The organism is Micromonospora psammae (assembly GCF_036902725.1).
Classification (GTDB): Bacteria; Actinomycetota; Actinomycetes; order Mycobacteriales; family Micromonosporaceae; genus Micromonospora.
Window position 1 is genome coordinate 76134 of the sequence record NZ_JBAKHM010000006.1, and the last position, 17136, is coordinate 93269.

Below are 17136 nucleotides of genomic sequence, written 5' to 3' on the forward strand. Positions count from 1 at the left end.
CGCCCCCGAGCCGGGGCGGCGGCGGACCGACCGAGGTCGCCCGGCCGCCACCGGACGCTGTCGGTGGGTGTGGTTATGGTCCCCGCACAACGCGGGTGATCAAGGAGACGGCGTGCGCAGATTCGACTACGTCAGCGGCAGTGCGGCGAAGTTCTGGCAGGTGGAGCGTTCCGGCGCGACGGTGACCGTCAGCTATGGACGGATCGGGTCGCAGGGACGGACCCAGGTCAGGGAGTTCGGCTCCGCCGAGGACGCCACCGCGCACGTCGACAAGCTGATCGCGGAGAAGCTCCGCAAGCGGTACGTCGAGTCGGCGCCGGCCGCGCCGACGACGTCCGCGGTGGACGGCGGTCCGGTGGTGGCCGGCCCCGCCGGACCGGCTGCGGACGGGTCCCGGTCGACGGGTGCCGCCGTCGGGCAACCGGCGGCGGCGCTGCCCGACGAGGAGACCTTCGTGGTGCCGTCCGGCTGGCGCCGGAGCCTGGTGCCCCGCCGCGACGGGGTGCCCGGTCCGGCGTTGCCCACCGGGGCCAGGGTCCGGAAGGCCGGCGGGGAGCTGCTGGAGTCGCTGGCCGCCGACGTGGAGCGGCTGCTCCGCAACGGCGGCGACCCCGAGCTGGTCGGCGCGGTGCGGGCCCAGCTCGCCGGCGAGCGCACCCCGCTCGGTGCGGCTGGTCTCCTGGTGGCCGCCGGGCACGAGATCGACTGGCGGGACAGCGACCGGGGCGCCGACCTGGTCGACCTGCTGGTGGCCGACGACGGGGTGGTGGCGACCGCCCGCGCCGTCGCCGAGTCGATCGGGATCAGGACGACCGGCCACCGGGACCACCACGGGTGCGTCCTCGGCCGGACGAAGGGTGGGACCGCCGACTGGGGTCACCGGAGCACCCGGCTGGCGATCCTGGGTCGGGTCCGCGCGCGCCTCGCGGTCGCCACCGCCGACGAGTACGCCGCCGTCCGCACCGCCCTGACCCCGTACCGGGAGGGCGACCTGGCCACCCGGGTGGTCACCTCCTTCCTGCTGCCCACCGAGGCCGGCTGGGTGGCCGAGGACCTCCCCGCCGTCGACCGCAGCGGCGACCATTTCCTCGCCGAGCTGATGATGTTCTCGGCCGGCACCGCCGAGGACTTCGCCCGCATGGTCGACCACGTCGCCCTCTACTCCGTCATGTACAACCCGGCCGCGGTCCTCACCGCCGCCGCCACCATCGGCCCGTCGATGGCGCCGCTGCTGGCGGACTGGTTCGACCACGAGCACGTCGGCGCGGCCGGGCAGCAGCGGATGGTCTCGCTGCTCTCCGCCTTCCCCACCGACGAGGCGATGCGGCTGCTGCTCGACCGCCTCGACCAGAAGTACGTCCAGGCCGGCGTGCTGGACATGCTCCGCCGCTTCCCGGTGCGCGGGGTGCGCCTGCTCGCCGGGGCGGCGCAGGGACGCACCGGCGCCGCCCGGGACGCCGCCGCGCTGCTGCGCGGTCACGTGCTCACCAACCCGGCCGCCGTCGCCGCCGCGCTGCCGCTGCTGGACGCGGCCGACCGGGAGCGGGTCGAGCGGATCGGCGCCGAGCAGGGCACCGTCACCCCGGCCGACCCGGACCGGCTGCCGCCGGTGCTGGTCAGCCCGCCCTGGCTGGCTCAGCGGCACCGCGCGGCGCCGCCCGTGGTGCCGGGACTGGTCCGGCCGGACGAGACCGCGATCGTCTGGGCGCCCGGCGAGCGGGAGCAGTGGGCGACCACCGACTCGTACCACCTGTCGTGGTGGCGCCGGGGCGAGGACCTCAGCGACATGTCCCCGCAGATCGCCTCCGGGCGCTACCGCGACGCCGACGGCATCGCGTTCTTCACCCGGGCCCCCGAGGAGGTGGCCCGGCCGCTGGCCCGGTCGTGGCGGCCGAGGGACACCTGGGACACCGGCTCGTGGATGCGGCGCGCGGTCGGGCGGCTGGAGCTGGACGTCCTGCCCGCCGCCCTGCACGTCGCGCGGAGCACCCCGCAGACCGCCGCCGACGTGCTGCTGCCGTACGTCGGGGGTGAGGTCGCCGACCTGATGGCCGACTGGCTCGACCGGCTCAAGTCGGCCCGTCCGGCCGCGCGGGCCTGGTTCCGCCGACACCCCGCCGCCGCCGCGCGGGCGCTGCTGCCCACGGCGCTCGGGCCGGCCGGGCCGCGCCGGCGGGCCGCCGAGCGGGCGCTGCGGATGGTCGCGGCCGAGCACCGCGGCCTGGTGCTGGACGCCGCCCGGGAGTACGGCGAGCCGGCCGTGGCCGGCACCGTCGCGCTGCTCGACGTGGACCCGCTGGAGCAGCTGCCCGCCCGGATCCCGGCCCTGCCGCAGTGGCTCGACCCGGTGGTGCTGCCGCCGGTGCTGCTGCGCGACCGGTCCGCGGCGCTGCCCGCCGACGCGCTGCGGCACCTCTGCACCATGCTGGCCATCTCCAAGCCCGGCGAGGTCTACCCGGGCGTCGACCTGGTCCGCGACGCCTGCGACCCGACGTCGCTGGCCGAGTTCGGCTGGGGCCTCTTCGAGCGTTGGCAGGCCGCCGGCGCCCCGTCCAAGGAGGGCTGGGTGCTGCCGGCGCTCGGGTGGATCGGCGACGACACCACCGCCCGTCGGCTCGCCCCGGTGATCCGGGCCTGGCCCGGCGAGGGTGGGCACGCCCGGGCGGTCACCGGGCTGGAGGTGCTCGCCGCGATCGGCACCGACGTGGCGCTGATGCACCTCTGGGGCATCTCGCAGAAGGTCAAGTTCCGCGGGCTGCGGGAGCGGGCCGCGCAGAAGGTCGCCGAGGTCGCCACCGACCTCGGCCTCGACGCCGAGCAGCTCGGCGACCGGCTGGTCCCCGACCTCGGGCTGGACGCCGACGGCAGCCTGGTCCTCGACTACGGCCCGCGGCGGTTCACCGTCGGCTTCGACGAACAGCTCAAGCCGTACGTGGTGGACGGTGCCGGAACGCGGCGCAAGGAGCTGCCCAAGCCGGGTGCCCGGGACGACCAGACGCTGGCGCCGGCGGCGTACCAGCGCTTCGGCGGGCTGAAGAAGGACGTGCGCACCCTCGCCGCCGACCAGATCCGCCGGTTCGAGGCCGCCATGGTCGCCCAGCGCCGCTGGTCGGCGGCCGACTTCCGGCGGCACTTCCTGGAGCACCCGCTGCTCTGGCACGTCGTCCGGCGGCTGGTGTGGGCGACCTATGACGACGCCGGCGCGGTGGGCACCGCGTTCCGGGTCGCCGAGGACCGCAGCCTGGCCGACGTCGAGGACGAGGCGTACGCGCTGCCGGACGAGGCGGTGATCGGCATCGCCCACCCGCTGCACCTGGGCGGCGGGCTGCCCGCCTGGGCCGAGCTCTTCGCCGACTACGAGATCCTCCAGCCCTTCGCCCAGCTCGGCCGCGAGGTGCACCGGCTCGACCCGGCCGAGCGGGACGAGCGGCAGCTGAAGCGGTACGTCGGGCTCAGCGTCCCGGCCGGTCGGCTGCTCGGCCTGGAGCGGCGCGGCTGGCGCCGCGGCCGGCCGCAGGACGCCGGCGTCCAGTCCTGGCTGGAGCGGGAGCTGCCCGGCAACCGGGCGGTGGTGGTGAACATCGAACCGGGCATCGCGGTCGGTGTGGTCGACATGTTCCCCGACCAGAACATCGAGGAGATCTGGCTCAACGATCGTCCCGAGGGCGCCTGGCTCCCGCGCGAGGGTCGGCTGCGCTTCGGCGACCTCGACGAGGTCACCGCCTCCGAGGTGCTGCGCGACCTCGCGGAGGTGGTCCGGTGACCACCACCGACCCGACGGCCGAGCGGGCCCAGCGCCCCCCGGCCGAGCTGCGGTACGCCGACGAGCTGGCGAAGCTGCGCGCCGACGACGCCGACCCGCGCCCGCCCGGCTGGGCGCTGAGCCTGCGGGCGGCCCGACGGTTCATCCTGGGCGACCCGGCGGCCGGCGTCAGTCGCAAGTTCGTCGGCGACCCGTCGCTGATCGACCGCGCGCTGGTCGCCCTCGCCACCAGCCGCGGGCTGATGCTGGTCGGCGAGCCCGGCACCGCCAAGTCGCTGCTGTCGGAGCTGCTGGCCGCCGCGGTCAGCGGGGACTCGACGCTGACCATCCAGGGCGGCGCGGCCACCACCGAGGACCAGATCCGTTACTCGTGGAACTACGCCCTGCTGGTGGCGGACGGCCCGTCGCCGCGGGCGCTGGTGCCGGCGCCGCTGCTGCGCGGCATGGCACAGGGCCGGGTGGTCCGCTTCGAGGAGATCACCCGCTGTCCCCTCGAGGTGCAGGACTGCCTGCTCTCCCCGCTGTCGGACCGGGTCCTCGCCGTGCCGGAGCTGCCCGGGCCGGACGCGATGGTCTTCGCCCGGGAGGGCTTCAACGTGATCGCCACCGCGAACACCCGGGACCGGGGCGTCAACGAGATGAGCGCCGCGCTGAAGCGACGGTTCAACTTCGAGACCGTCTTTCCGATCCCGGACCTCTCCACCGAACTGGACCTGGTCGAGGCCGAGGCGGCCGTGCTGCTCCAGCGCTCCGGGGTGGCCGTGCCGCCCCGGCGCGACGTGCTGGAGGTGCTGGTCACCACGTTCCGCGAGCTGCGCACCGGGCTCACCGAGCGGGGCGAGGCGATGGAGCGGCTCTCGGCGGTGATGAGCACCGCCGAGGCCGTCTCGGTCGCCCACGCGGTCGGGCTGCGCGGCTGGTTCCTGCGCGGCGAGGCCGGCGACGCCGCCGACGTGGTCGCCTGCCTGGCCGGCACCGCGGCCAAGGACGACCCGGAGGACCTGGCCCGGCTGCGCCGCTACCTGGAGCAGCGGGTTTCCCGGCGCAGGGGTGCGCAGTGGCAGGCGTTGCACGACGCCCGGCACCTGCTGCCCGGCTGATGGCGACCAGTGATCCGGACGGCGTCACGTTCCTCGGGGTCCGCCACCACAGCCCGGCCTGCGCCCGGCTGGTGGCGGCCACCATCGCGGCGCTGCGCCCGGCGTACGTCCTGGTGGAGGGGCCGGTCGACCTCAACGACCGGCTGGACGAGCTGCTGCTCGGCCACGAACTGCCGATCGCCGTGTTCACCGCGTACCGGGACTCGGGGCGGCGGCACGCCTCGTGGAGCCCGTTCTGCGGGTACTCCCCGGAGTGGGTGGCGCTGACCGAGGGACGGGCCGCCGGGGCGGAGGTCCGCTTCATCGACCTGCCCGCCTGGCATCCGGCCTTCGCCCGGCGGGCCAACCGGTACGCCGACGCCGACCAGCGGTACGCCGACGCGGTGGCCCGGCTCTGCGCCACCCTGGCGGTGGACAACGTGGACGCCCTCTGGGACCACCTGTTCGAGATCGGGTCGGACGACGGGCTCGCCGAGCGGCTGGCCACCTACTTCGACCTGCTGCGTGGGGAGTCCGAGGCGGGGGAGGACGACGCGGCGCGGGAGGCGTACATGGCGCGCTGGGTGCGCGCGGCCCGGTCCCGGGCCGGCGGTCGCCCGGTGCTGGTGGTCACCGGCGGTTTCCACCGGCCGGCGCTGATCCGGCTGGTCGACGCCGCCCCGCCCGCCGGGTCCGCCGCCGGGGCGGATGTCGACGACGCCGGCTGGCCCGCGGTGCCCGCGCCGGACCCGGGCGCGGTGGCCAGCAGCTACCTGGTGCCGTACTCCTTCAAGCGGCTGGACGCCTTCGACGGCTACCAGTCCGGCATGCCCTCGCCCGCGTACTACCAGCGGCTCTGGGAGGACGGCCCGGAGCGGGCCGCCGACGCCCTGGTCGAGACGGTCGCCACCCGGCTGCGGGCCCGCCGGCAGCCGGTCTCCACCGCCGACCTGGTCGCCGCCCGGACCATGGCCGGCGGCCTGGCCCGGCTGCGTGGACACGCCCACCCGGCCCGCGTCGACGTGCTCGACGGCCTGGTGTCCGCCCTGGTCTCCGACGCGCTCGACGAGCCGCTGCCGTGGACCGCCCGGGGGCGGCTCGCCGCCGGCACCCACCCGGCGGTGGTGGAGATGGTGGCCGCGCTCAGCGGCCGGCGGACCGGTCGGCTGCACCCGGACACCCCGCTGCCGCCCCTGGTGCGCGACGTCGAGGTCGAGCTGCGTCGGCACGGGGTCGACCTCTCCGCCGACCTCGACCTCGACCTCACCGACCCGGCCGACCTGGACCGCAGCCGGCTGCTGCACCGGCTCCGGCTGCTCGGCGTCGCCGGCCACGTCCGTGAGCGCGGCCCGCGGGTCGGCGCGGACGTGGTGCTCAGCGAACACTGGTCGGCCCGACCCGCGCCGGACCGGCTGTCCGAGCTGATTGAGGCCGGCGGGTACGGCCCGACCGTCCTCGACGCGGTCACCGCCCGGGTCGAGGAGCGGATCAGCCTGGTCGCCGGGGACGTCGACGCCCTCGCCGTGCTGCTCTTCGACACCGCGCTCGGCGGCCTGCGAGCGCACTCGACGCGGGCGCTCGCGGCCATCGCCGAGGCCGTCGGCGCGGTCACCGAGCTGCGCGCGCTGGGTCGGGCGCTGGCCGTGGCGCTCGGCCTCTGGCGGCACGACCGGCTGCTCGGCAGCGCCGGCGCCGCGCCGCTCGGGGCGGTCGTCACCGCCGCCGTCGACCGGGCGCTCTGGCTGGCCGAGGGGGTGCACGGGGCCACCGCCCCCGCCGATCCCGGCCGGCTGGCGGCGCTGGTCGCGGTCCGCGACGCCCTGCGGTACGCCGGCCCGACACTCGGCATCGACGCCGCGCCGGCGCTGGCCGTGGCCGCCCGGATCGCGGCCGACCCGACCGCCCCGCCGGACCTGCGCGGCGCCGCCCTGGGCCTGCGCTGGTCGCTCGGCGCCGGGGGCGACGCGGCCCGGGCGGTCCGGGCCGTCGCCGCCCCGACGGTGCTCGGCGACTGGCTCGCCGGCCTGTTCGCGCTGGCCCGTGAGGAGGTCGTCGACGGCGACCGGGCGCTGCTCGCGGTGCTCGACGGCCTGCTCGCCGCGATGTCCCCGCACGACTTCCTGGTGGCGCTGCCCGCGCTGCGGCAGGCGTTCGGCTGGTTCCCGCCCCGCGAGCGGGAGGCCGTCGCCCGGCACGTGATCGACCTGCGTGGGGCGGCCGACCCGGCCCGTACGCTGCTGCGCCTCGACGCCGACCCGCTGCTCGTCGCCCGGGCCCGGGCGCTGGACGCCCGGGTCGACGCCCTACTCGCCCGGGAGGGTCTGCTCTCCGACGGGCCCGACCCGCACGGAGGCCCGTGATGACCGACCCCGCACTGGAACGGTGGCGGCTGGTGCTCGGCGAGCCCGCCCAGGCCAGCCTCGGCGCGCTCGGCGAGGCCGCCGCGGGCCGGGACGCCGCCCTCGACTGGCTCTACGGACGCGACGAGGAACTCGACCGGCGGGACGTGCGCCGCGGCGGCAGCGGCCCGTCGCTGCTGACCACGGTCGACTGGCTGGACCAGATCACCCGGCTCTTCCCGCGGGAGACGGTGGAACGGCTGGAACGTGACGCCGTCGAGCGCTACGAGATCCACGACGTGGTGACCGATCCGCAGGTGCTGGCCCGGGTCGAGCCCAGCGCGACCCTGCTGCGGGCGGTGCTGCGCACGAAGCACCTGATGAACCCGGAGGTGCTGCGGCTGGCCCGGCGGATCGTCGAGACCGTGGTCCGGCAGCTGATGGAGCGGATGGCCACCGAGGTGCGGCAGTCCTTCTCCGGCGCCCGGGCCCGCCGGCCCAGCCGGTTCCGGCAGGCCCGCAACTTCGACGTGCGGCGCACCATCCGCGCCAACCTGGCGCACTGGCGCCCGGACGAGCGGCGGTTGCACGTGCGTACCCCGCACTTCTTCTCCCGCACCCGCCGCCACCTGGACCGGTGGCAGGTGATCCTGCTGGTCGACCAGTCCGGGTCGATGGTCGGCTCGGTCATCCACGCCGCCGTCACCGCCGCCTGCCTGTGGGGGCTGCCCGGCGTCCGCACCCACCTGGTCGCCTTCGACACCGAGGTGGTCGACCTCACCGCCGACGTGGACGACCCGGTCGAGCTGCTGCTGAAGGTGCAGCTCGGCGGCGGCACCGACATCGCCCGCGCGGTGGCGTACGGGGCGCAGCTGATCGAGAACCCGCGCCGGGCCATCGTCGTGCTGATCACCGACTTCTACGAGGGCGGCAGCGAGGCGCGGCTGGTCCGGACCGTCAAGCAGCTGGTCGAGCAGGGCACCCACGTGCTCGGCCTGGCCGCGCTGGACGAGGAGGCCAACCCGGCGTACGACCGGGCGATGGCGCAGCGGCTGGCCGACGTCGGGGCCGGGGTCGGCGCGATGACCCCGGGCGAGCTGGCCGCCTTCGTCGCCGAGCGGGTGAGCCGGTGACCGGGCGGCCCGAGGGGGCGACGGTGGTCCGTGCCGATCTGCTGGCGCTCACCCCGGAGGTGCTCGCCACCCTCGCCAACCGGGGCCTGGTGAAGCGGGCCGGCAGGGCGGTGGACGGGGGCGAGGCACCCGCGCTGCGCACCGACGACGGCGGCACCGTGTACGCCGAGCACCCCGACGGCGTCCGCAGCAGCCTGCCGCCGGCCGGCGGCCTCGGCGCGGGCAGCTGCTCCTGCGGCGCGCCCGGCATCTGCCGCCACCTGCTCGTCCTCGTCCTCGCCTACCAGAGGACCATCGGTGCGGCCGCACCGGCGGCACCGGGCGCGCCCGTCGGGCCCGGCGTCTCCGGTCCCGTGGCCGGCCCGGGCGGGCCCGGCACCCCGGTCCCCACGGCGGAGGCGGCGGGGCCGGCGGGCCGGTTCGAGACCTGGTCGCCGGGGGAGGTCACCGACGAGGAGCTCGCCGAGGCGGTCGGCGACTCCGCGCTCGCCGCCGCCCGCCGCCGGCACCGGCGCGGGTACGTCGCCCGGGTCCGGCGGCCCACCGCGGAGGACCCGGTGCCGCAGGTGGAGCTCCCCACCGGCACGGTCCGGTTCCTGGTGCCGCACCAGATCGCCTTCGCCCACGCCGACGCCGCCGACGGCGGCCCGGAGTCGGTCGCGCTGGCGGTCTGGGCGTACCGGGCGGCGGACCGGGACCGGCCCGGCGGGTGGGAGGCCCAGGTCCGGGTCGGCGGCGGGACGGCCGAGGTGGACCTCGCGGCGCTCGACCGGGCGGTCGCGCTGGCCGGGGAGGTGCTGCTCGCCGGGGCGGTGCACACCGGTGCCGGCCTGGCGGCGCCCCTCGCCACCGCCCGGCGCGACCTGGACGCCGCGGGGCTGCGCTGGCCGCTGCTCGCCCTGGACGAGCTGGCGGCGCAGCTCGACGCGTACGCCGCCCGCAGCGCCCGCTACCGGCCGGCCCAGCTGGCCGAGGTGCTCGCGGAGCTGCCCGCCCGGCGGCGCGCGGTGGTGAACCGGGGCGCCAGCCCGGTCGAGCGGGTGCTCGGCACCGACGAGCCCGCCGAGACGCCGCTGCGCAGACAGCGGCTCACCGGGCTCGGCGCGCGGGTGCGCGAGTCGGCCGACGAGTTCGGCGTCGAGGTCTTCCTCGCCCAGCCGGCCGGGGCGGGCGTGCTCGTGCTACGCCGGGACTGGCCGCGCGCCGACGTCGGGCGGGTCACCGGCCACGACCTCGCCGGCCGTCGGGTCGCCGGCACCACCGTCCGCGCTCTGGCCGGCGGCAACGTGGTCACCGAGTCCGCGGTGCGGGGCCCCTCGGGGCGGATCCGGTTCGCCGCCGGCCGGATCGCCCGGACCACCGTCTCGCCGGGGGCCGGCTCGTGGGGCGAGCTGCCACCGGGCGTGCTGGTCCGGGACCTCGCCGCGCTCGGCGCGGCCCTGGCCGAGTTGCCGCCCCGACCGCTGCGCCCGCGGGCGGACGCCGAGTCGGTGCGGGTGGTGGAGATCGCCGAGGTACGCGCCGTCGGGTACGCCGCGGGCGAGCAGCGCCTCGACGCGGTGGTCGCCGACCCGTCCGGCGGCACCGCGACCGTCTCGGCGGCGCACCGCTCGGTCTGTCCGGCCGCGCTGGACACCCTCGCCGCCGCCCTGACCGGCGCACACGGCACCCCCCGGTACGTCAGCGGCGCCGTCCGGCGGGGTCCCGGTGGGCTGGTCATCGAGCCCTTCGCCGTGGTGGCCGAGCAGACGGTGGTCGTACCCGATCTCGCCGCCGGGACCGGCGACGGCGCGCTGGCCGGCGCGGACACCGAGCCGCCGGACCCGGTGGACGCCGCGCTGCGCGAGGGGCTGGGACTGCTCGCGCAGGCCGCGCACGCGGGGCTGCGGCACCTGCCGGGCGGGTTTCCCGACCGGCTGCGCGCGTCCGGCGCGGCGCTGGCCACGGCCGGGCTGGACCGGTGCGGGGCGGCGCTGCGCGTGCTGGCCGGGACGCTCGGTCCCGCGCCGGGCGACGCGGCGGTCCGCGCCTGGGTGGACGCGCAACTGCGGCTGCTGGTCGCCGCGGAGTCCGGGTGAGCGGCCGCCGCGGGGCGACCACGGCGTGTGCCCAGCCGGACGGCGAGTCGCTACCCTGCGTCCATGAACGGCGGGCAGGACGGGGAACAGTTGGCGGCGTCGCTCGGGCGCGCTCTCGCGGGGCTGACCTTCGTCGACCTGACCACCGACGCGGTGACGGCGCGGATCATCGAGTCCGTGCTCGCCTGGGCGGGCGACCAGGGCTGGCGGGTCTACCGCCGGGCCCCGAGCGTGGTGCCGTTGCCGCCGCCGCTGGCCCACCAGCATTCGGTGCTGGATGTGGCGTGTGCCCGACCGGACGGGCCGCCCGTGGTCATCGAGGTCGACCACACCGACCGGCGGCGCACCTGGGACAAGCTGGCGGCGGAGGCGGCGGCCGGCCGCGTCGCGATCTGGGTGCGCTGGGGACCGGGCCGCTTCGGCGTACCGCCCGCGCCGATCCATCAGGTCACCTGCGAGGTCTCCCGGCGCGCCGGGCCGGCCGGGGCGGGCCGGCTGCACAGCCGGGCACCGGGCGGCGGCCTGCCGCCGCCCGCGCACTCCGAGCGGGGCGCCGGCAGCACGGCCGTGCTGCTGCCGCTGCCGTCGTTGGACGACCAGACGCCCTGACCCACCCCGTCCGTCGCCGCGCTCACCGGGCGCGCTCGGCACGGTTCGCGGCGGGTGGCGGTATGCCGAGCCGCGGACACCGCCACCCGCCGCGAACGGAGTGGATCAGGCGGCGGCCTACTCGAAGCGCGCCGGGTCCCCGGCGCCCCGACGGACGATCTCCGGTTCGTCCTGCGAGAAGTCGATCACCGTGGTCGGCAGGGTGCCGCACTCGCCGGAGTCGATCACGGCGTCGACCACGTGGTCGAGCCGCTCCTTGATCTCCCAGCCCTGGGTCATCGGCTCGGCCTCGTCGGGCAGCAGCAGGGTGCTCGACACCAGCGGCTCGCCCAGCTCGCTCAGCAACGCCTGGGCCACGGTGTGGTCGGGGATGCGGACCCCCACCGTCTTCTTCTTCGGGTGCAGCAGCCGGCGCGGCACCTCCTTCGTCGCCGGCAGAATGAAGGTGTAGCTGCCCGGGGTCGCCGCCTTCAGTGACCGGAACAGGGCGTTGTTGATCTGGACGAACTGGCCGAGCTGCGCGAAGTCCCGGCACACCAGGGTGAAGTGGTGCCGGCTGTCGAGCTGGCGGATCTCCCGGATCCGGTCGATGCCGTCCCGGTTGCCCATCCGGCAGCCCAGCGCGAAGCACGAGTCCGTCGGGTAGGCGATCAGCCCGTCGGAGCGGACGAGGTCGACCACCCGGCTGATCGTCCGCGGTTGCGGGTTGTCCGGGTGCACGTCGAAGTACGTCGCCATGGCGGAAGCTTAGAAGCGGCGTCGCCGGTGCGCGGCATCGGTGGCCACCCCGGCTGTCGTGGCGTCCCGGTGAGCCGGGCGCGCGCGGTGGCGGTGGCCGCTACGGTGTGAGGCGTGGCGACGACGGCGGCGGAGGAGATCCGGGTCGGGGAGCGGCTGGTCCGGGTCTCCAGCCCGGACAAGCCCTACTTCCCGGAGCGGGGCCTGACCAAGCTGGACGTGGTGCGCTACTTCCTCTCCGTCGGCGACGGCATCCTGCGCGCGTTGCGCGACCGGCCGACCATGCTGGAACGCTGGCCGCGCGGTGTCTTCGAGGGTGCGAAGATCGGCACCCGGCAGGACAACCGGGGTGACGCGTTCTACCAGAAGCGGTTGCCCGCCGGCGCCCCCGACTGGGTGCGCACCGCGCACATCACCTTCCCCAGCGGGCGGACCGCCGACGAGGTCGCGCCGAGCGAGCTGGCGGTGGTGGCCTGGGCGGCCAACCTGGGCACCCTGCGGTTCCACCCCTGGCCGGTCTCGGCCGCCGACGTGGAACGCCCCGACCAGCTCCGCATCGACCTGGACCCGATGCCGGGCGTCGGCTTCGACCAGGTGGTGCCGGTGGCCCACGAGGTGCGCGCCTTCCTCGACGAACTGGGGCTGGTCGGCTACCCGAAGACCACCGGTGGGCGCGGCCTGCACGTCTACCTCTCGATCGAGCCGCGGTGGAGCTTCGGCGAGTGCCGGCGGGCGGTGCTCGCGCTGGGCCGCCAGATGCAGCGCCGCCGCCCCGACCTGGTCACCACCACCTGGTGGCGGGAGCAGCGGGACCGGCCGGTCTTCGTCGACTACAACCAGATGGCCCGCGACCACACCATGACCTCGGCGTACTCGATCCGGCCGACGCCCGCGGCGTTGGTCTCCGCGCCGCTGGAGTGGTCGGAGCTGGACGACGCGCGGCCCGAGGACTTCGACGTGGTGAGCATGCCGGCCCGGTTCGCCGAACGCGGCGATCCGCACGCCGGGCTGGACGAACGGCGGTTCTCGCTGCAGCCGCTGCTGGAGCTGGCCGACCGCGAGGGGCTGGAAGCCCCGCCGGAGCGCTGACGGCTACTCCCAGGGGCTCCGCGAGCCGTCGAACTCCTCGAAGACCAGCCAGGTCCGGGTGGAGAGCACCCCGGCGATGCTCTGCACCCGGTTGAGCACCACGTCCCGCAGGGTGGCGTTGTCCGGCGCGCGGACCAGGGCGAGCACGTCGTGCTCCCCGCTGAGCAGCGCGACGTGCTCGATGTAGCGCACCCGGGCCAGCTCCGCCGAGACCTCCCGCCAGGTGTTCTGCTCGATGGTCAGGGAGATGTACGCCGAGGTGCCCAGCCCGGCCGGCTCCGGCGCGACCTGCGCCCGGAAGCCGGTGATCACGCCGTCGCGCAGCAGCCGTTCCACCCGGGCGTACGCGTTGGTACGGGAGACGTGCACCCGTTCGGCGAGGGTGCGGATGGAGATGCGGCCGTCGCGGACCAGTTCGCCGAGGATCCGCCGGTCGACCTCGTCGAGGGGACCGGCCGAACGTCCCGCCGCTCCCGCCGCGTCCTGTCCCCGGGGGGTCTCCTGGCTCACATCGGCCTCCACGCGGTGCCATTCGTCCCACGTTCGCCGTGGATCTTGAGTCAATCATCCGACAGCACGAGCATAGGGGCACCACACGTCCAGGAGGTCCCCGCCGTGACGACCACACCCAAGGCGGTCCGCAGGGCATCCCCGCGCACCCGCCGGCCGGCCACCCCGGCCCCGCCCGACCCGTCCGCCGGGCTGCTCCCGCAGACCGAGCCGGTCCGACTGCTCGACCCGACCGGCGCCCCGCTGCCGCCCCGCGACGACTACCCCGAGCCGCCCGTCGAGGCGCTGCGCGAGATGTACCGGCGGATGGTGGTCGGGCGCCGCTTCGACACCCAGGCCACCGCGCTGACCAAGCAGGGCCGGCTCGCCGTCTACCCGTCCTCGCGCGGCCAGGAGGCCTGCCAGGTCGGTGCCGTCCTCGCCCTGCGCGACGACGACTGGGTCTTCCCCACCTACCGCGAGTCGATGGCGTTGACCGCCCGGGGGCTCGACCCGGTCGAGGTGCTCACCCTGCTGCGCGGCGACTGGCACTGCGGCTACGACCCGACCCAGGTGCGCACCGCGCCGCAGTGCACCCCGCTGGCCACCCAGTGCGTGCACGCCGCCGGCCTCGCCTACGGCGAGTCCTACCAGGGGCGGGACACCGTCGCGCTGGCCTTCATCGGCGACGGCGCCACCAGCGAGGGCGACTTCCACGAGGGGGTCAACTTCGCCGCCGTGTTCAAGGCCCCGGTCGTCTACTTCGTGCAGAACAACAAGTACGCGATCAGCGTCCCGCTGTCCCGGCAGACCGCCGCGCCGAGCCTGGCGTACAAGGGGGTCGGCTACGGGGTGCCCAGCGAGCAGGTCGACGGCAACGACCCGGTCGCCGTCCTCGCCGTGCTCACCCGCGCGGTCGCGCACGCCCGCGCCGGCAAGGGCCCCTACCTGGTGGAGGCGCACACCTACCGGATGGAGGCGCACACCAACGCCGACGACGCCACCCGCTACCGGGGCGCCGACGAGGTCGAGGCGTGGCGCGACCGCGACCCGGTGGCCCGGCTGGAGACGTACCTGCGGGCCCGCGGCGTGCTCGACGACGCGGCGGTGGCCGCGATCGCCGAGGAGGCCGAGGCGTACGCCGCCGACCTGCGCGAGCGGATGAACGCGCAGCCCACCGTCGACCCGCTCAGCCTCTTCGAGCACGTCTACGCGGAGCCGACCCCGCAGCTGGTCGAGCAGCGTGAGCAGGTCCGCGCCGAGCTGGCCGCCGACCGCGACGCGGAGGGGGACGCCTGATGGCCACCATGACCATGGCGAAGGCGCTCAACGCCGCGCTCGCCGACGCGATGCTCGACGACGAGCGGGTGCTCGTCTTCGGCGAGGACGTCGGGCAGCTCGGCGGCGTCTTCCGGATCACCGACGGGCTCCAGGCCCGGTTCGGCGACAAGCGCTGCTTCGACACCCCGCTCGCCGAGGCCGGCATCGTCGGCTTCGCCGTCGGGCTGGCCATGTCCGGGCTGCGCCCGGTGGTCGAGATGCAGTTCGACGCGTTCGCGTACCCGGCCTTCGAGCAGATCGCCTCGCACGTGGCGAAGCTCCGTAACCGCACCCGGGGCGCGCTCAGCGTACCGATCGTCATCCGGGTGCCCTACGCCGGCGGCATCGGCGGGGTCGAGCACCACTGCGACTCGTCGGAGGCGTACTACGCGCACACCCCCGGGCTGAAGGTGGTCACCCCGGCCACCGTGGAGGACGCGTACTCGCTGCTGCGCGAGGCGATCGCCGACCCCGACCCGGTGGTCTTCCTGGAGCCGAAGAAGCTCTACTTCTCCAGCGCCGAGGCGGAGCTGCCCGCGGCCACCGCGCCGTTCGGCCGGGCGGTCGTGCGCCGGCCCGGTCGCGACGCCACCCTGGTCGCGTACGGCCCGGCGGTGCCGGTCGCCCTCGAGGCCGCCGAGGCCGCCCGCGAGGAGGGCTGGGACCTGGAGGTGGTGGACGTGCGCACCATCGTGCCGTTCGACGACGAGACCGTCGCCGCCTCGGTCCGGCGGACCGGCCGGTGTGTGGTGATCCAGGAGGCGCAGGGCTTCGCCGGGGTGGGGGCGGAGATCGCCGCCCGGGTGCAGGAGCGCTGCTTCCACGCCCTGCACGCGCCGGTGCTGCGGGTGTCCGGCCTGGACATCCCGTATCCGCCGCCGATGCTGGAACACACCCACCTGCCCTCGGTGGACCGGGTGCTGGACACCGTGGCCCGCCTCCAGTGGGACGACCAGCCCGACTCTCGCTGGCTGTCCCAGGGCAGCGCCGCATGACCACCGTCGACCGGACGCAGGTCTTCCTCCTGCCCGACCTGGGCGAGGGGCTGAGCGAGGCCGAGATCGTCGAGTGGCGGGTCGCCGTCGGCGACGTGGTCACGGTGGACCAGAGCGTGGTGGAGGTGGAGACCGCCAAGGCCGTCGTCGACGTGCCCTGCCCGTACGCGGGTCGGGTCGTCGCCCTGCACGGCGCGGCCGGTGAGGTCCGCCCGGTCGGCCAGCCGCTGATCACCATCGCGCCGCTGGACGGCGGCGACGAGCCCGCCGCGCACGCCACCTACCGCGAGGAGGAGCGGGCCGGCTCCGGCAACGTCCTGATCGGGTACGGCACGGGTCACGGCGGCGCCGGCCGGCGGCGGCGCCGGCCCCGGCTGGCCCTCGCCCCCGAATCCGGCGGTACGCCGAGCCCGGCCGCTGCCGGGGGGACCGCCCCGCTGGTCATCTCGCCGATCGTCCGCCGGTTGGCGAAGGAACACGGCGTGGACCTGGCGACGCTGCGCGGCACCGGCCCCGGTGGCGTGGTCCGGCGGGCGGACGTCGAGGCCGCCCGGACCACCGCCCCCGCGACCCGGCTCGCCGCCGTGCCGGACCAGCCGGCCGCGCACGTCGGCCTCGCTCCCGTCGGCGACGGCGACGTGGTCATCCCGCTCACCGGCATCCGCAAGGTGATCGCCGACAAGCTCTCCCGCAGCCGGCGGGAGATCCCCGAGGTGACCATCTGGGTGGACGTGGACGCCACCGGTCTGCTGGAGACCCGCCGCGCGATCAACGCCGCCACCCCGGACGAGCCGGTGAGCATCCTGGCCCTGCTGGCCCGGATCTGCCTCAGCGGGCTACGGAAGTTCCCGCAGCTCAACGCCCACGTGGACACCGAGGGTCAGCGGATCGTCCAGTCCGCCGGGGTGCACCTGGGCATCGCCGCCCAGACCGACCGGGGCCTGATCGTCCCGGTGCTGCGCGACGCCCAGCGGCTCACCACCCGTGAGCTGGCCGCCGCGCTGGTGGAGACCACCACCGCCGCACGGGCGGGCACCCTGCCGCCGGCGCGGCTCACCGGCGGCACGTTCACGCTCAACAACTACGGCGTGTTCGGGGTGGACGGCTCCACCCCGATCATCAACCACCCGGAGGCGGCGCTGCTCGGGGTGGGCCGGATCGTGGACAAGCCCTGGGTGGTCGACGGGCAGTTGGCCGTGCGCAAGGTGACCCAGCTCAGCCTCACCTTCGACCACCGGGTCTGCGACGGTGGCGTGGCGGGCGGCTTCCTGCGGCACGTCGCCGACTGCGTCGAGCAGCCGGCGCTGCTGGTCGCCAACGTCTGAGCGGCACATTCGGCGGAGCCGGCCGGACCGGCCGGCTCCGCCGCTTCAGCGCGTGCTGTCCGGTTCGGGCGTCTCCCGACCCGGCTGTCGGGGTGGGCGGGGGAGGTGTTCTCCGCTCGGTCGGCCGGGAATCCGGCGGCGGGGAAACGACCGGACCGCCGGTAGGAGCGACCCTGGGC

At 76.1% G+C, this 17136-nt stretch carries 12 protein-coding genes; 10 read left to right on the plus strand and 2 right to left on the minus strand.

Going from position 1 to position 17136, the window contains the following annotated elements; genetic code table 11:
- Nucleotides 1–112 precede the first annotated feature (112 nt).
- The 6 genes from V6U79_RS11470 to V6U79_RS11495 all read left to right on the plus strand — a co-directional run bounded on the left by V6U79_RS11470 (nt 113) and on the right by V6U79_RS11495 (nt 11001).
- The gene (locus tag V6U79_RS11470; protein WP_334526642.1) at nt 113–3763 is read left to right on the plus strand and encodes a DUF4132 domain-containing protein; all 3651 of its coding nucleotides are present in this window, start codon (nt 113–115) and stop codon (nt 3761–3763) included.
- The gene (locus V6U79_RS11475; protein ID WP_334526644.1) at nt 3760–4863 is read left to right on the plus strand and encodes an ATP-binding protein; all 1104 of its coding nucleotides are present in this window, start codon (nt 3760–3762) and stop codon (nt 4861–4863) included. Before V6U79_RS11470 ends, V6U79_RS11475 begins: the two co-directional genes overlap by 4 nt.
- On the plus strand, nt 4863–7202 hold the full coding sequence (locus V6U79_RS11480; RefSeq protein WP_334526647.1) for a DUF5682 family protein: 2340 nt from the start codon (nt 4863–4865) through the stop codon (nt 7200–7202). The genes V6U79_RS11475 and V6U79_RS11480 overlap by 1 nt, the downstream gene beginning before the upstream one ends.
- A complete protein-coding gene (locus tag V6U79_RS11485) occupies nt 7202–8314 on the plus strand; it encodes a VWA domain-containing protein (RefSeq protein ID WP_334526650.1) in 1113 nt (370 codons plus the stop codon). Before V6U79_RS11480 ends, V6U79_RS11485 begins: the two co-directional genes overlap by 1 nt.
- Nucleotides 8311–10392, plus strand: a complete 2082-nt coding sequence (locus V6U79_RS11490) for a YehQ family protein (protein WP_334614632.1) — start codon at nt 8311–8313, stop codon at nt 10390–10392. The genes V6U79_RS11485 and V6U79_RS11490 overlap by 4 nt, the downstream gene beginning before the upstream one ends.
- A 63-nt stretch (nt 10393–10455) precedes the next feature.
- Nucleotides 10456–11001 (plus strand): hypothetical protein, encoded by a 546-nt coding sequence (locus V6U79_RS11495; RefSeq protein ID WP_334614633.1) that lies wholly within the window; start codon nt 10456–10458, stop codon nt 10999–11001.
- Nucleotides 11002–11118: 117 nt separating this feature from the next.
- Here V6U79_RS11495 and V6U79_RS11500 read toward each other — a convergent pair whose 3' ends face one another.
- Nucleotides 11119–11739 carry an L-threonylcarbamoyladenylate synthase gene (locus tag V6U79_RS11500; RefSeq protein WP_334526658.1) on the minus strand — a complete coding sequence of 207 codons (621 nt, stop codon included), beginning with the start codon at nt 11737–11739 and terminating at the stop codon, nt 11119–11121.
- A gap of 114 nt (nt 11740–11853) precedes the next feature.
- Here V6U79_RS11500 and V6U79_RS11505 point away from each other — a divergent pair, with 114 nt between their 5' ends.
- Complete coding sequence (locus V6U79_RS11505; protein WP_334614634.1) at nt 11854–12828, plus strand: DNA polymerase domain-containing protein; 975 nt, start codon at nt 11854–11856, stop codon at nt 12826–12828.
- 3 nt (nt 12829–12831) lie between these two features.
- Here V6U79_RS11505 and V6U79_RS11510 read toward each other — a convergent pair whose 3' ends face one another.
- On the minus strand, nt 12832–13338 hold the full coding sequence (locus tag V6U79_RS11510) for an Lrp/AsnC family transcriptional regulator (RefSeq protein WP_334614635.1): 507 nt from the start codon (nt 13336–13338) through the stop codon (nt 12832–12834).
- Nucleotides 13339–13410: 72 nt separating this feature from the next.
- Between V6U79_RS11510 and pdhA the strand changes: the two genes are divergently transcribed.
- The 3 genes from pdhA to V6U79_RS11525 are packed head-to-tail and all read left to right on the plus strand — an operon-like array spanning nt 13411 to nt 16957.
- A complete protein-coding gene (gene pdhA, locus V6U79_RS11515) occupies nt 13411–14616 on the plus strand; it encodes a pyruvate dehydrogenase (acetyl-transferring) E1 component subunit alpha (protein ID WP_334614719.1) in 1206 nt (401 codons plus the stop codon).
- Nucleotides 14616–15632: an alpha-ketoacid dehydrogenase subunit beta gene (locus V6U79_RS11520; RefSeq protein WP_334526666.1), complete on the plus strand. Its 1017-nt coding sequence runs from the start codon at nt 14616–14618 to the stop codon at nt 15630–15632. Before pdhA ends, V6U79_RS11520 begins: the two co-directional genes overlap by 1 nt.
- Nucleotides 15629–16957 carry a dihydrolipoamide acetyltransferase family protein gene (locus tag V6U79_RS11525; protein WP_334614636.1) on the plus strand — a complete coding sequence of 443 codons (1329 nt, stop codon included), beginning with the start codon at nt 15629–15631 and terminating at the stop codon, nt 16955–16957. Before V6U79_RS11520 ends, V6U79_RS11525 begins: the two co-directional genes overlap by 4 nt.
- Nucleotides 16958–17136: the final 179 nt, after the last annotated feature.